Below are 13,930 nucleotides of genomic sequence, written 5' to 3' on the forward strand. Positions count from 1 at the left end.
AGGAGGTTCGGATGACCGAGGCAGCCAGGATCGCCGCCACCGCGGGCATCTCCGTCGAGGCGCCGCGCGCCGCCGACGGGGTGCCGCACGGGCAGCCGGTGCTGGACCGGCTGGTGGCACTGCTCGACCTGGAGAAGATCGAGGAGGACATCTTCCGCGGGGTCAGCCCCAAGCAGTCCTCGCTGCGCGTCTTCGGCGGCCAGGTGGCCGGGCAGGCGCTGGTGGCCGCGGGCCGCACGGTGCCGCCGGAGCGCGGGGTGCACTCGCTGCACGCCTACTTCATCCGCCCCGGCGACCCGAGCGTGCCGATCGTCTACGAGGTCGACCGCATCCGCGACGGCCGCTCGTTCACCACCCGGCGGGTGGTCGCGGTGCAGCACGGCAAGCCGATCTTCGCGCTGTCGGCGTCGTTCCAACTGGTGGAGGCGGGGGTCGAGCACGCGGAGGAGATGCCGGTCGTGCCCGCCCCGGAGGACCTGCCGACGCAGGGCGAGCTGGTGACCGAGGAGCTGAGGGCCAAGTTCGCCAACATCACCACCCGGCCCCGGCCCATCGACGTCCGCTACGTCACCGAACCCGCCTGGGTCTCCCGGGAGACCGGCCCCCGGGACGCCCGCAACCAGGTCTGGATGCGGGCCGACGGGAAGCTGCCAGACGACCCGCTGCTGCACGTCTGCGTCCTGGCCTACGCCTCGGACATGACCCTGCTGGACTCGATCCTGGCCCGGCACGGCGTCTACTGGGGCACCGACAACGTCCTCGGCGCCAGCCTGGACCACGCCATGTGGTTCCACCGCCCCTTCCGCGCCGACGAGTGGGTCCTCTACGACTGCGCCTCGCCCAGCGCCTCCGGTGGCCGCGGCCTGGCCACCGGCCGCTTCTTCACCCAGGACGGCACCCTCGTCGCCACGGTTGTGCAGGAGGGTCTGCTCCGCATCCTCGACTAGCGGTCCCGGTTCGGCCGGTGCTGCCGGGAAGTGGTGGGGCGGTGGGGGTCGTGGCACGGTCGGAAGTCGTGGGGCGGCGGGGCCGAACCCACGGGGAGGTTCGGCCCCGCCGCCTGACCGGCTGTCCCGTTCGCGGCGGGACACCGGCGCCGCCGGAGCGCGGGGGAGGGGTGGGGGTGGCCTCGCGCCCCGGGGTCTGGGGGGTGTGAGTGTGAGCGGTCGTCGGCTGGTCGGGTCGTCAGGTGATCAGGTGGCGGGCGTAGGCGGTGTGCACGACGTCCACGGGCTCCTCCTCCACCGCCAGCAGGCACAGGTGCGTGGTCAGGTAGGCGCGGCAGGGGGCGGGTGCCCGGGTGAACAGCCGGGTGCGGCAGGTGGGGCAGCGGCCGTCGACGTCCGGCTGGTGGTCGGCCAGCAGGGCGCGCAGGGCGGACACGAGCCGGGGCAGTTCCAGCCGGGCCAGGTCGGTCACGCCGCGGCCGGTCTCGGCGCGGCTGCTGATCTCCGCCAGGTAGCCCCGGAGGGAGGCCTCCAGGTGCCCGAACGTCGACTCCATCAGCGGCCGCCTCCCGGTTGGTGTGCCCCAGGGCTCAAGTGCTCGACGGGGCCGGCCGATGTCTTCGGATAACGGTGTTCGAGGGCCGGGGAAACCGTCGTGGATATGCAGCTTGCTGTCTGGAACAGGCATTTTGCAAGTTGCAACACACGATCGGGTGATAGGCGGGGTGGTCACAGTTGGCCACTAACATGCTCAAGCTCTGACGCGGTGGAAGTCGCCTTGTGCTTCTCCGCGATCAGCACTGACACTGGCCCAGGACCGCAGCCGCCGACGGGTGTTCGGCGGCGCGGGCAGAGAGAGGTGGACGAGGTGGTTCGAGGGCACAGCCCGACGGTCCGCCGCCGCAGGCTCGCCAGCGAGTTGCGCCGGTTCCGCGAGGCGGCCGAGCTGACCATCGACGAGGTCGGCGAGAAGCTCGAGTGCTCGGCGTCGAAGATCAGCCGCATCGAGACCGGCACGGTCGGGGTCACCCCGCGCGACGTGCGGGACATGCTCGAGCTGTACGGCATCGAGGAGGACCGGCGCGAGGCCCTGGTCCAACTGGCCAGGGAGGCCAGGCAGAAGGGCTGGTGGCACGCCTACAACGAGGTGTTCACCGGCTCGTTCGTCGGCCTGGAGGCGGAGGCGGCTTCCCTGCACACCCACCAGGCGCTGCTCGTCCCCGGGCTGCTGCAGACCGAGGACTACACCAGAGCCGTCATCCGGGCCGTGCGCCCGGGTGTCGAAACGGCCGAGATCGAGAGGCGGGTGCAGGGCAGGATGGCGCGTCAGCGCCTGCTGACCGAATCCCAGCCGCCCGAGTACTGGGCGGTCCTCGACGAGGCCGTGCTTCACCGCGTGACAGGTGGGCCCGAGGTCATGCACGCGCAGCTGACCCGGCTCGTCGAAGCGGCGGCCATGCCCAACGTGACGCTGCAGGTGGTCCCCTTCGGGGCCGGGGCGCACGCGGGCATGGAGGCTCCGTTCCTCATTCTGGGTTTCCCGGAACAGGCGGACCCCGACGTCGTCTACGTCGAGAACTCCATGTCTGGCGTCTATCTCGAAGAGGCGTCCGACGTCCACCGGTACACGTTGATCTTCGACCATTTGCGCGCGGCGGCGTTGGACCCCGAGAACACCGTCGACATGGTCTCGCGGATGGCCGATCGGCTCGTCCGTGGTTCGTGAATGACGAGAGGAGTGGGGCGTGACCGTTTCTGACCTGGCAGGCGCCGAATGGCGCAAGAGCAGCCACAGCGGTGGAGGTAATGACTGCGTGGAGCTCGCGGTCGGCAGAAGCGGCGCAGCGGTGCGGGACTCGAAGAACACCGAGTCCGGTCACCTGGCGTTCGCGGACATCGAGTGGGCCGAGTTCCTCGGTCTGGTGAAGGGCGGCGCGCTCAGGACCCGCTGAGGCGGGCTGCGCACCACCCGACCGGGGTGATCGACAGCACCCCGGTCCCGGCCTGATCCGATGGCGGGGCCACGGTCGCGGCCGTGGCCCCGTACCCCCGCAACCACCCCACGACGCCCTCCCCGGCGGCCGGCGCCCCGGCCCCGGGGACGGGACGTCCGTCGACGACCCCGGGCGTCAGCCCGGCGCCGGAACCGCCACCCCGGATCGTTCCGCGCCCCGACCCGGGACGCCCACGGGAGCGCCACCGGCGGGCGACCCCGGGGCCGGGAACCGCTTCCCGGCCCCCGAGGGCGTCAGCGGGGCAGGCGCTTGAGCGCGCGCAGGCCCACGGTGAGCCCGGCGGTCCAGGCCCGCGACGGGATGGCCCGACCCGGGCGCAGCGGGATGCCGCGCTGGGTGGCGATGGTCTGCGCCTCGGTGTACTTGAGCAGGCCCTCGACACCGTTGCGCCTGCCCACGCCGGACTCGCCCATGCCGCCCATCGGGGCGTCGACCGAGGCGAACGCGGCGCCGAAGCCGTCGTTGACGTTGACCGTGCCCGCGTGGATGCGCGCGGCCACCCGCTCACCTGCCGAGGTGTCGCGGGTCCACACGCTGGCGTTGAGGCCGTAGCGGGTGTCGTTGGCCCGGACGACGGCCTCGTCGGTGTCGGTGTAGCCGTATACGGCCACGACCGGGCCGAAGGTCTCCTCGCGGAACAGCAGCATGTCCTCGGTGACGTCGGTGAGGACGGTCGGCTCGTAGAACATCGGCCCCAGGTCCGGGCGGGCCTTGCCGCCCGCGAGCACGGTCGCGCCCTTGCCCACGGCGTCGTCGACGTGCTTGGAGATCGTCGCCAACTGCTCGGTGGACGTCAGCGAGCCCATGTCGACGTTGTAGCCCAGCTCGGTGCCCAGCCGCATGGCCCTGGTGCGGTTGACGAACGCCTGGGTGAACGACTCGCGGATGCTCTCGTGCACGTAGATGCGCTCCACGGACACGCACAGCTGCCCGGCGGAGGAGAAGCACGCGGTGGTCGCGCCCGCGGCGGCCTTGTCGATGTCGGCGTCGGGCAGCACGATCATCGGGTTCTTGCCGCCCAGCTCCATCGAGTAGCTGGTCAGCAGCGCCGCCGCGCGCGCGGCCAGGCCCTTGCCGGTGTCGGTCGAGCCGGTGAAGGCCAGGTAGTCGGCCTCCTCCAGCAGCGCGTTGCCGATCTTGGACCCGCGCCCGAGCACGATCTGCCACACGCCCTCGGGCAGACCGGCCTTCCCGGCCAGCTCCTGAATCCACAGCGCGGTCAGCGCGGTCTGGTTGTCCGGCTTCTGCACCAGCGCGTTCCCCGCGATCAGCGCCGGGATGGCGTCGAGGCCGGTCAGCGCCAGCGGGTAGTTCCACGGTGAGATCATCGACACCACGCCCTTGGGGTGGCGCACCTCGGTGGTCCTGGTCAGCACCGGCAGCGCCCCCGCCTTGCGCTTGGGCGCGAGCAGCTTCGCCGCCTTGCGGCCGTAGTAGGCCGCGGCCATGGCGGTCACGGCGATCTCGTCGTAGGCGTCGAGCCGGGACTTGCCGGTCTCCACCTGCATCAGGTCCAGCGCCTCGTCCTGGTTGGCCAGGATCAGGTCGTGCAGCCGCAGGAACACCTTCGCCCGCTCGGCCACCGGGGTGGCCGCCCACCGCGCCTGCGCCTCCCGCGCCCGCGCGAACGCCTGCCGCACGTCGGCGTCGCCGATCTGCGGCAGGCTGGTGATGGGTTCCCCGGTGAACGGCGCCACCATCTGCACCGTCGTCGGTTCGGCACCCGGCACCGCCCGCGCGGTCAGCTCGGCAGCCCTGGCCGAGGCCGGAGCCCCCCGGACGGCACCGATGGTGGTGGCTGGCGCGACGACGGACATGGAACGCTCCTCGGTTCGACGGAGCACCCATGTTACTTCGGAGTAGATAGCAGCGACAGGGTCAACTTACCCGGAGTCAGTTCCCGGTGTTCACCTCAGCCCGCCGCCGACGACGAAATCCCGGCCCGGGCGGGGCTCAACGGCCCACGCGGGCTTCCCGCACGCGGTCCGCCCCCACCGCCAGCGCCACCCGGACCATGTCGTCCTCCCGCCGCACCGACACCGGCAACCCCGACGACATCGCCGCCCGCTCGAACCCCACCTCGGACGGCAGGCACCACGCGATCATCCGCCGGTGACCCGCACCCCTGGCCACCGCACCGAGCCTGCCGATCATCGCCGAGCCCAGGCCGGTGCGCTGCCAGCCGTCCTCCACCAGCACCGAGATCTCCGCCTCGGCCGGGTCGTTGGTGCGGATGAGCTGCGCCATGCCGATCACCCGGGTGCCGCACAGCGCCAGCAGCGTCGTCCCGCGCGGCGGTTGCAGCAACCGGTGCAACCAGCGGCGGGGGAGCGTGCGCAGGCCAGCGTGGTAGCGGGCGAACAGCGTCTGCGCCGAGCAGCGGGCGTGCAGGGCCGCGACCGCCTCGGCGTCCTCCGGCGTCCCCGTGCGCAGCACGACACCCGCACCGGTGCTGGTGATGACCGCCGACGGCGACCCGGCGGCCACCTCACCCGCGGTCAACACCTCGCCGAGCGCGGCGGCCCTGGCCAGTTCCACCTCGGTGAACGGCGCCCAGCCGCGGCGCGCCACCAGGATGGTCCCGTCACCGAGGCGCAGCACCGCGCGGTGCCCGCCCTCATCGGTGCCCTCGTCGGTGTCGGCGACGGTGACCGAGTCGGCGCCGAGCAGCGCGCGCACGGATTCCGGGGTGCTCGACGGGTCGCGCAGCGCGGTGCCCGCCGCGCGCAGCGCCGCCGTGGTGCGGTCCACCACCTGGTGCATGTCGGCCCGGGTGATCCCGACGCAGCGACCGCCCTCGGCCCGGATCTCGTCGATCAGCCGGGAGGGGGCGGTGCCCGGTGGGGTGCTCACCACGATCTCGTCGACGACGCCGCCGGGGACCGGCAGCACCGACAGGCCCAGGACGTTGCAGTCGCGGGCGGCGAGCCGGGTCGTCATCCGGGCCAGCGCGCCCGGTCGGTCGTCGAGCCGGACCCGCAGCCGCCACGTCGTGGGCGTGCCGGGACGGGTCGCTCCGGGGGAGGCGGTGGTGTCCATGCGCCCATGGTCGGCGGGCAACGTTGCCGAGTGGGGGCCCGTGTGTTTCGGGTCTGTGAGCATCCGCCGAGCGGTGCCCGCTCCCGCGTGCGCCGGTGGCCGAGCCGTGCGCGGTTTCCACCACCTGCCTGCCACGCCCGGCAGCATAATCGCGCCATGGGGAAAACCCACGAGCGCATCGACGGCAGGCTCCGCGACGCCTACTGCGCGGGCAAGCCGCACGTCCCGACCAGCCTCGACGGCCTGCCCGCCCTGCCGGTCCCGCTGCCCCCGCGCCCCGCCTAGGCGGTTCCGGGCCCGCTCACAGGTTCGTCAAAGATTCAACAGGCATCGTCGTCGTCAGGACCACGGAGAGGACGACGACGAGATGGACGAGACCAGGCGCGGGCGGGCCGCGTGGCGCGACCGCGCGGCCAACCGGGTGGCGGCGGTCACCGCGGGGGTGGCCGTCGGGGCCGCGGCACTGGCCGGGGTGCTCGGGGTGGCCCTGACCGGCACGGCCAACGCCGACAGCTCCACCACCACCGACAGCAGCACCATCACCACCGATTCGGGCAGCACCACCGATAGCCCCACCGACAGCACTATCGACGACGGGTTGTCGTCGTCGGACAGCGGGGTTTCCCAGGGCACGGGCAGCCCGCACGCCGGGTCCGGTGGGTCGTGACCGCGCGCGCCGAGTTCCCGGTGTGGGGCACGACCGCCGTGCTGGTGGTCACCGATCCCACCCGGCTGCGCACCGCCACCGCGCTGCTGCGCGCCCACCTCGCCGAGGTCGACCTGGCGTGCAGCCGGTTCCGGTCGGACTCCGAGGTCTCCCGGCTGCACACCACCCCCGGTCGCTCCGTGGCGGTCAGCCCGCTGCTGGCCGAGGCGCTCGGCGTCGCGCTGCGGGCGGCCCGGCTGACCGGCGGTCTGGTCGACCCGACCGTCGGCACGGCGCTGCGCGCGCACGGCTACGACCGCGACTTCGCCGCCGTCGCCGCCGACGACCCGAGGCCGATCGGGGTCCGCCGCGTCCCCGGCTGGCACCGCCTGCACCTCGACGAGGGGCGCCGCGAGGTGCTGCTGCCCCGCGGGGTGCACCTCGACCTGGGCGCCACCGCCAAGGCCCTCGCCGCCGACCGCGCCGCCGCGGCCGTCGCGGCCCGGACCGGGTGCGGGGTGCTGGTCGCCCTCGGCGGTGACCTCGCCACCGCGGGCCGCGCCCCGGTCGGCGGCTGGCAGGTCGCCGTGGGCGACGACCACCGCACCGCCGCGCGCGCCCCCCGGTCGCGGATCGCCCTCGGCGGTGGGGCGGTGGCCACCTCCAGCACCACCCGGCGCGCCTGGCGGCGGGCCGGGAGGCCGGTGCACCACGTGATCGACCCGCGCACCGGTCGCAGCGCCGACGTGGTGTGGTGCACCGCCTCGGTGGTCGCCCAGTCCTGCGTGGACGCCAACACCGCCGCCACCGCCGCGATCGTGCTCGGCGCCGACGCCCCCGCCTGGCTGGCCGACCGCGGCCTGCCCGCCCTGCTCGTGGCCGGTGACGGCACGGCGCTGCCCGTCGGCGGCTGGCCCGCCGCCGAGTCGGTGGTGGCCTGATGGGCGCGCCAACTTCCCGGTGCGCCCGCGACGGGGCGGTGGCGTGGTGGAACACCCGGGTCCTTTGGTGCCCCAGCCGCCGAGCCGGTGGTGGGCTGATGGGCGCGCGGCCTCCCCGGTGCGACCGCGACGGGGCGGTGGCGTGATGGACACCCAGGTCCTCTGGTACCTCAGCCGCGCGAGCGGGCTGGTGTCGCTGGCGCTGTTCACCGCCACCGTGGTGCTCGGGCTGCTGACCGCGGGCCGCCTCGGCACCGCGCGGTTCCCCCGGTTCGCCGTCCAGTCGTTGCACCGCAACCTGTCGGTGCTCAGCCTGGTCTTCCTGGCCGTGCACATCGCCAGTGCCGTCCTCGACGGGTACGTGGAGATCCGGTGGGTCGACGCGCTCGTGCCCTTCGCCTCCGCCTACGACCCGTTCTGGCTCGGCCTCGGCGCGCTCTCGCTCGACCTGGTGCTCGCGGTCGTCATCACCAGCCTGCTGCGCACCCGGCTCTCCCCGAAGGTCTGGCGCGGTGTGCACCTGGCGTCCTACGCGGCCTGGCCGGTCGCGGTGGTGCACGGGTTCGCCATGTCCGGCCCCGACACCGCCTGGGTGCTGGGCTTCGACGTGGCCTGCGTCGCCGCCGCGGCGACCGCCCTGCACTGGCGCACCACCCGCGTCCACCCCGACACGACGGTGAGGGTTCCATGATCACCACGACCCGGCGGCTGCTCGCCGCCCCCACCCCCGACCTGGCCGCGCACACCGCCGTGCACGGCGCGCTGCCCCGCCCGCACCCGGCCGAACTGCTCGACCTGGTCGACCGGTCCGGCCTGCGCGGTCGCGGCGGCGGCGGGTTCCCCACCGGGCGCAAGCTGCGCGCGGTCGCGGCGGGCCGCGCACCGGTGGTCGTCGCCAACGGGTGCGAGGGGGACCCGGCCAGCGCCAAGGACAAGGCGCTGCTCGCCATCGCCCCGCACCTGGTCCTCGACGGTGTCGAACTGGCCGCGCACGCCGTCGGCGCCGCAGAGGCGATCCTCTGCGCGCACGACGGGACGGCACTGCGCGCGGCGGTCGCGGCGCGCTCCTGGTCCATCGACGTGTCTGTTGTGGACATACCGGGGCGCTACGTCTCCAGCGAGGAGTCCGCACTGGTCAACTTCCTCACCACCGGTGACGCCCGGCCCACGGTGAAGGTGTTCCGCCCGGCCGAGCGCGGTGTGCGCGGCAGGCCCACGCTGGTCGACAACGTCGAAACCCTCGCGCAGCTCGCGCTCGTCGCCCGGCGCGGCCCGGACGCGTTCCGCCGCGACGAGACCCGCCTGGTGACCGTCGGCGGCGCCGCACCGCACGGCGGCGTGTTCGAGACCCCGGTCGACCTGGGGTTGGGGGAGGTGCTGCGGCTGGCCGGAACCGACCCCGACGCGACCGTGCTCGCGGGCGGCCTCGGCGGCGAGTGGCTGACCCGCGCCGGGCACCACCGGGCGTCCTCGATCCCCGGCGTGGCCGCGTTCCACGTGCTCGGCGGCTGCGGCCTGCGGGAGACCTCGGAGGTCCTGGCCCACCTGGCCGCCGAGTCGGCGCGGCAGTGCGGGCCCTGCATGTTCGGCCTGCCCGCGATCGCCGCCGACTTCGCCGCGCTGGCCGCGGGCGCCGCCCCCGCCGACACCGCCGCCCGGCTGCGCCGCCGCCTCGGGGTCGTTCCCGGCCGCGGTGCCTGCGCCCACCCCGACGGCGCGGTCCGGCTCGCCGCGAGCGCGCTGCGGGTCTTCGCCGACGACGTCACCGCCCACGCGCACGGGGGGTGCCTGGCATGAGCGGTCAGACCCGGACCCTGCGGCTGGACCCCATCGGCTGCCGCGCGCACGGCTTGTGCGCGGAACTCCTCCCGGAGCTGGTCGACCTCGACGAGTGGGGCTACCCGGTCGTCGACGGCGACCCCGTGCCGCCTGCACTGGTGAACCGGGCGAAGCGCGCCGCGGCCGCCTGCCCGGCGCTGGCACTGCGGCTGCGCTGACCGGAATGCGCCCGGTGTCCGGTCAGGACATTCGCGTCGCGGGGCGCGCCCTGGTCCGGTAGTGCGCGATCCATTTGGTACGAGGATGTTTCCAAGACCAACCCGCGCACTCCCGACGAAGTCGATTGTGGGTGATTGTCACACCGCCAAGAATTATCGGTTTCCTGTTGACCTGTCCGACGGCCTGTGGGGAGGGTGCTTTTGTCACCGCTTCCCGCAAACCCACGGAGGTCACTGTTGACCAGGACGAAACGGCGCGTCGCCGTGGCTGTCGCCGCCGCCCTCGCGGGCGCGACCGCCACGCTCGCCGTCACCGGGGCGGTCCAGTCGCCCGCGAGCGCCGCGCCGCTCAGCGCTGGATCGATCGGCGCTTCGGCCGCTGAGCCCGGTCCGCTCGACGACAGCTTCTACGTGCCGCCGAGCCCGCTGCCCGCCGGTGAGCCCGGCGACGTGATCCGCTGGCGCCCCACCATCCCGCCGCTGAACGCGGGCAACGCCGACGCCTGGCAGGTCATGTACCTGTCGACGAACGCCCTGGGCGAACGCAACGCGGTCACCGGCACCATCTTCACGCCCAAGGGCGTCGACCCCGCCAAGGCGCCGATCGTGGGTTACTCGGTGGGCACGCAGGGCCCCGCGTTCAAGTGCACACCGTCCAAGGCCATCGAACGCGGCACTCTCTACGACCAGCCCGCCATCAACGACTCCATCAGCGCCGGCTACGCGGTGGCGGTCACCGACTACGAGGGCTACGGGCCCGGCGAGGCGAACCGGCCGACCTACATCGTGGGCCAGTCCATGGGCCCGGCTGTCATCGACTCGGTGCGCGCGGCGCAGCGCCTGCCGCAGACCAAGCTCAGCGCCGATGCCAAGGTTGTTTTCCAGGGCTACTCCCAAGGCGGTGGCGGTGCGCTGTGGGCGGCGGAGAAGCAACCCTCTTACGCCCCTGACCTGAACCTGGTGGGTGTGGCCGCAGGCGGTGTCCCCGCCGACCTGACCGAGGTCGCCAAGGGCCTCGACGGGTACCTGGGCTTCGGGTTCCTCGCCTTCGCCGCGGTCGGCCTGGACAACGCCTACCCGGAGTTGCAGCTCGACTCCTACCTCAACGACACCGGCCGCAAGGACCTCGCCGACGCCAAGCAGAACGCCTGCGTGGTGGAGTTGCTGGCCAACTACCCCTTCAAGACCATCGCCGGCTACACCACCACCAACCCCCTGACCGACCCGAAGTGGCAAGCACGGTTGGCGCAGAACAAGTTGGGGCAGAACCCGCCGCGAGTGCCGGTGTTGCAGTACCACGCCTCCACCGACGAGATCGTCAACACCCCCCAGGGCGACGCGCTGCACAAGTCCTACTGCGCCGCCGGGGTCACCGAGCAGTGGAACACCTACATCTCCGACCACCTGACCGGCATCTTCGCGGGCAACGCCGACGCCGGAAAATGGATCAAGGACCGATTCGCGGGCAAGACAGCACCCAGCAACTGCTGAGTGTCCGCACACGACAGTGCCCCGGCGGGAATCCCGCCGGGGCACTGTTCTCGTGACCGTGTCAGTCGGTCTTCGGCTTCGGGATCTCGGTGGTGTGATCCACAGTGGATGCTCCCGGCGCATTCGCCGCTGACCCGTCGGTCGGCGCATCGGCCCGCTGCGGCTCGGGTGCGGTCTCCGCGTCCGTAGCCGGTTCGGTGGCGGGCGGTTCGGACACGATCACGGGGGTGGACTCGACCCAGTGCACGCCTGAGGTGGAGTCGGCCGCCGTCGTGGGGAGCCCCGATTCCGCCGGGGCCTCGGGGAGCCCCGTCCCGGGCTCTGCCGGGGAGGGCGCGGCAGGCGATTCCGAGACGGGGACTTCCGCGGACGACTCGGGTGCCGCGGCCGGTTCGGCCTCGGGGAGTTCCGCCTGCGGGCCGGGCTCGGCGGGCGCCGCCGGTTCCGGCTCGGGAAGGTCTGCCGGGGGTTCGGCGGCGGGGGGTTCCGCCTGCGACTCGGCTCCGGCGCCCGCGGGGGTTGGTTCCGGGCGGGGGAGTTGCGTCGTGGGCCGGTTGTCGGTGGGCTCGGCCGTCGGGGCGGGTTCGGCGGGCCGGTCGTCTTCGGCGGGGGACGGCGCGGTGGGGGACGGCGCGGCGGCTTCGGTCGGGCGCGCGGGCGTGGCCACGGTCTCGGTCGTCGCCCCGGTGCTCGGCGCCTGCGCGCCGCCCGCCTGGGCCTTGGCCACGACCTGGGTCACCTCGGCGTCGTCGCCCGAACCGCCCGCCGACGGCCACGCCCCGGCGATCGTCGCGGTGGTCGCGGCCGACGCGGCGTGGTGCGGTGTGCCGCTCTGGGCGGCGGTCTGCCCACCGGGCGCGGCGTGCTGGGGCGCACCGGGCAGCGCGGGCCGCTGACCGGTCTGCGGCTGACCGTGGTTCCGGCCCGGAGCCGGGTACTGCCCGTACCCGACCGGCGCCCGGAACCCCATCGACGGCGTGACCGGCTCCACCCGCGACCGCGCCCCCTCGCGCCGGATGAGCGCGGGGACCAGCGCGAGCAACCCCACCCCGGCGGCGACGAGCAGCAGCACCAGCGCCGTGTCGGTGTTGATGTCGACCCGGCTGCCCTCGGACGGCTCCTGCGCCAGGGTCCGCTCGACGAGCTGGCCGACGATCAGCGCGATCAGCGCCACCGCGCCCGCCAGCACCCCCGCACCGATCCCGCCGAGCACGCGCACCGCGGTCACCAGCCCCCGCTTCGGCCGCACCCCCGCCACCCCCGCCACCACCGCGGCGACGGCGAGCAGCCCACCACCCACCACCACCGGCAGCCCTGCCAGGTCCGGCAGCGGTCCGCTGCCGGACACCGCACCGGACCTCGTTGTCCCCCACAGGGTCTGGCTCAGCGCGCCCTCACTGGTGGTCTCCTGCCCCAACCGCACCCGTAACTCGAACAGGGTCTGGAAACTCGCGACGACCGCCAGCACCGCCGCCGCGGCGAAACCGAGGGCCGCCACCAGTCCCGACACCCACACCCCACCGCGGGACCGGACTGGCTCGGGGCCGGGGGGTGGCCCGTACTGCTGCGCTGGCGGGTGCGGGGCGGTGCCGGGAGGACCGGGCGCGTAGGGCGGAGTCACGCGGGAATCTTGACAGCTCCCGAGGACCCGATGTGGGACGCCGTGGTATTCGCGGAAGCGAACGTCACGTTCTCCCGTCGCCCCCCTCTTCTCTGGTTAGCAGCGGCCGACCCGAGCGAGGGCCGGGTCGGCCGCTGCGATTCCCCGCCGCGATCCGACCCCCCGGCATCACCCCTGGTGCGCCTCACCGACCGCTGCGCGGTGTGGCTCCGCCGCGGTGAGCCCGACCAGGAGCCCGACCAGGACCACCACCGCCCCGATGAGGTGACCCCAGGTGGGGGAGCCGGTGCCGAGGAGAGCCGTGGCCGCCACGGCGCTGATGGGAACCAGGCTGGTGAACAGCCCCGCCCGTTCCGGGCCGATGGCACCCACCGCGCTGAACCACAGGACGTAGGCGCAGGCGGTGACCACAACCCCCAACCACAGCAGGGCGAGCAACTGGCCGGTGTCCGGCAGCCGGAACCCACCGGTGACCGCGATCCCCGGCACGCACAGGACGGCTGCGCCCGCGCAGGCGTAGGCGGACACCCGCAGCGCTCCCAGCGCGCTCAGGACGGGGGCGGCCACCAAGGCGAACGCGACCTCACCCGCCAGCGCGCAGCCCGAGAAGAACAGGCCCACCACACTGCCCACCGACCCGAGCCCCTGGGCGACGGCCGCCCCCACGGCCACGACGAGGCCCGCCAGGACGATCCGTCGGTTCGGGGCGGTCCGGTTCACCAGCGGGGTCACCAGGGCGATCACGACCGGCGCGCAGCCGATGATCACCCCGACCAGGGCCGGATCGGTGTCCCGCTCCGCCGCGACAACCGCGACGTTGAAGCCGACCATGCCCAGAGCGGCGAGAACGCCGATGCGGACCCACTGGCGGGAGCTGACCGCGCCCCTGGGCGGCGACGCCGACCGCAGGCGCAGGACACCGAGCAGCAGGACCGCCGCCAGGGCGAACCGGAAACCCTGACCCGCGAAGACCGGGAAGTCGCGCAGGGCACCCATCACCGCGACCGAACTGCCCACCGCGGCCATCGCCAGGACGGCGCAGACGCTGCCCCTCACCATGATCGGAACCGTACGCCGCCCGGTGGCCCCCACCCAGGGCCGAACCGCCACCACGGGCAGTTCCGAACAAAGGGCGGGATCGGGGGGCTCCGGCTCGCGGGCACGCCACGAGAGCTGACGCAGCGCCCCAGGGCCTGTCCTCGAAGCCCAACCCCCGGACCGGCGGCCTGGCGG

The 13,930-nt window shown here is 73.8% G+C and carries 15 protein-coding genes; 10 read left to right on the forward strand and 5 right to left on the reverse strand.

The window, feature by feature from the left end; genetic code table 11:
* Positions 1–11: 11 nt before the first annotated feature.
* Positions 12–947 carry an acyl-CoA thioesterase II gene (tesB, locus tag DFQ13_RS16440; RefSeq protein ID WP_110080403.1) on the forward strand — a complete coding sequence of 312 codons (936 nt, stop codon included), beginning with the start codon at positions 12–14 and terminating at the stop codon, positions 945–947.
* A 238-nt stretch (positions 948–1,185) separates the two neighbouring features.
* On the opposite strand, the gene DFQ13_RS16445 is transcribed toward tesB, so the two are convergent.
* Positions 1,186–1,503: a hypothetical protein gene (locus DFQ13_RS16445; RefSeq protein WP_063935954.1), complete on the reverse strand. Its 318-nt coding sequence runs from the start codon at positions 1,501–1,503 to the stop codon at positions 1,186–1,188.
* A gap of 312 nt (positions 1,504–1,815) precedes the next feature.
* Here DFQ13_RS16445 and DFQ13_RS16450 point away from each other — a divergent pair, with 312 nt between their 5' ends.
* Both DFQ13_RS16450 and DFQ13_RS16455 read left to right on the forward strand, forming a co-directional pair.
* On the forward strand, positions 1,816–2,673 hold the full coding sequence (locus DFQ13_RS16450; protein ID WP_035283367.1) for a helix-turn-helix domain-containing protein: 858 nt from the start codon (positions 1,816–1,818) through the stop codon (positions 2,671–2,673).
* A 19-nt stretch (positions 2,674–2,692) separates the two neighbouring features.
* On the forward strand, positions 2,693–2,899 hold the full coding sequence (locus DFQ13_RS16455) for a DUF397 domain-containing protein (RefSeq protein ID WP_052021239.1): 207 nt from the start codon (positions 2,693–2,695) through the stop codon (positions 2,897–2,899).
* A 296-nt stretch (positions 2,900–3,195) separates the two neighbouring features.
* Here DFQ13_RS16455 and DFQ13_RS16460 read toward each other — a convergent pair whose 3' ends face one another.
* Entirely contained in the window at positions 3,196–4,779 is a 1,584-nt protein-coding gene (locus tag DFQ13_RS16460) for a succinic semialdehyde dehydrogenase (protein ID WP_035283358.1), read from the reverse strand.
* 136 nt (positions 4,780–4,915) lie between these two features.
* Positions 4,916–6,001 carry a GNAT family N-acetyltransferase gene (locus DFQ13_RS16465; protein WP_110080404.1) on the reverse strand — a complete coding sequence of 362 codons (1,086 nt, stop codon included), beginning with the start codon at positions 5,999–6,001 and terminating at the stop codon, positions 4,916–4,918.
* A gap of 156 nt (positions 6,002–6,157) precedes the next feature.
* Here DFQ13_RS16465 and DFQ13_RS35625 point away from each other — a divergent pair, with 156 nt between their 5' ends.
* The 7 genes from DFQ13_RS35625 (at position 6,158) to DFQ13_RS16500 (ending at position 11,076) form a co-directional block, all read left to right on the forward strand.
* Positions 6,158–6,286, forward strand: coding sequence for a hypothetical protein (locus DFQ13_RS35625; protein WP_267897660.1), 129 nt, complete (start codon positions 6,158–6,160; stop codon positions 6,284–6,286).
* 82 nt (positions 6,287–6,368) lie between these two features.
* Complete coding sequence (locus tag DFQ13_RS16475; RefSeq protein WP_110080405.1) at positions 6,369–6,668, forward strand: hypothetical protein; 300 nt, start codon at positions 6,369–6,371, stop codon at positions 6,666–6,668.
* Positions 6,665–7,588: an FAD:protein FMN transferase gene (locus DFQ13_RS16480; protein WP_110080406.1), complete on the forward strand. Its 924-nt coding sequence runs from the start codon at positions 6,665–6,667 to the stop codon at positions 7,586–7,588. Before DFQ13_RS16475 ends, DFQ13_RS16480 begins: the two co-directional genes overlap by 4 nt.
* A gap of 145 nt (positions 7,589–7,733) precedes the next feature.
* Positions 7,734–8,279: a ferric reductase-like transmembrane domain-containing protein gene (locus DFQ13_RS16485; protein ID WP_110080407.1), complete on the forward strand. Its 546-nt coding sequence runs from the start codon at positions 7,734–7,736 to the stop codon at positions 8,277–8,279.
* On the forward strand, positions 8,276–9,385 hold the full coding sequence (locus DFQ13_RS16490) for an NADH-ubiquinone oxidoreductase-F iron-sulfur binding region domain-containing protein (RefSeq protein ID WP_110080408.1): 1,110 nt from the start codon (positions 8,276–8,278) through the stop codon (positions 9,383–9,385). The genes DFQ13_RS16485 and DFQ13_RS16490 overlap by 4 nt, the downstream gene beginning before the upstream one ends.
* Positions 9,382–9,585, forward strand: coding sequence for a ferredoxin (locus tag DFQ13_RS16495; protein ID WP_035286776.1), 204 nt, complete (start codon positions 9,382–9,384; stop codon positions 9,583–9,585). The genes DFQ13_RS16490 and DFQ13_RS16495 overlap by 4 nt, the downstream gene beginning before the upstream one ends.
* 264 nt (positions 9,586–9,849) lie before the next feature.
* A complete protein-coding gene (locus DFQ13_RS16500) occupies positions 9,850–11,076 on the forward strand; it encodes a lipase family protein (protein WP_110080409.1) in 1,227 nt (408 codons plus the stop codon).
* 61 nt (positions 11,077–11,137) lie between these two features.
* On the opposite strand, the gene DFQ13_RS16505 is transcribed toward DFQ13_RS16500, so the two are convergent.
* Positions 11,138–12,586 (reverse strand): hypothetical protein, encoded by a 1,449-nt coding sequence (locus tag DFQ13_RS16505; RefSeq protein ID WP_110080410.1) that lies wholly within the window; start codon positions 12,584–12,586, stop codon positions 11,138–11,140.
* Positions 12,587–12,865: 279 nt separating this feature from the next.
* Positions 12,866–13,756, reverse strand: coding sequence for a DMT family transporter (locus tag DFQ13_RS16510; protein WP_035284463.1), 891 nt, complete (start codon positions 13,754–13,756; stop codon positions 12,866–12,868).
* Between the last annotated feature and the right edge of the window lie 174 nt (positions 13,757–13,930).

The sequence above is a fragment of the Actinokineospora spheciospongiae genome (assembly GCF_003182415.1).
Taxonomy (GTDB): Bacteria; Actinomycetota; Actinomycetes; order Mycobacteriales; family Pseudonocardiaceae; genus Actinokineospora; species Actinokineospora spheciospongiae.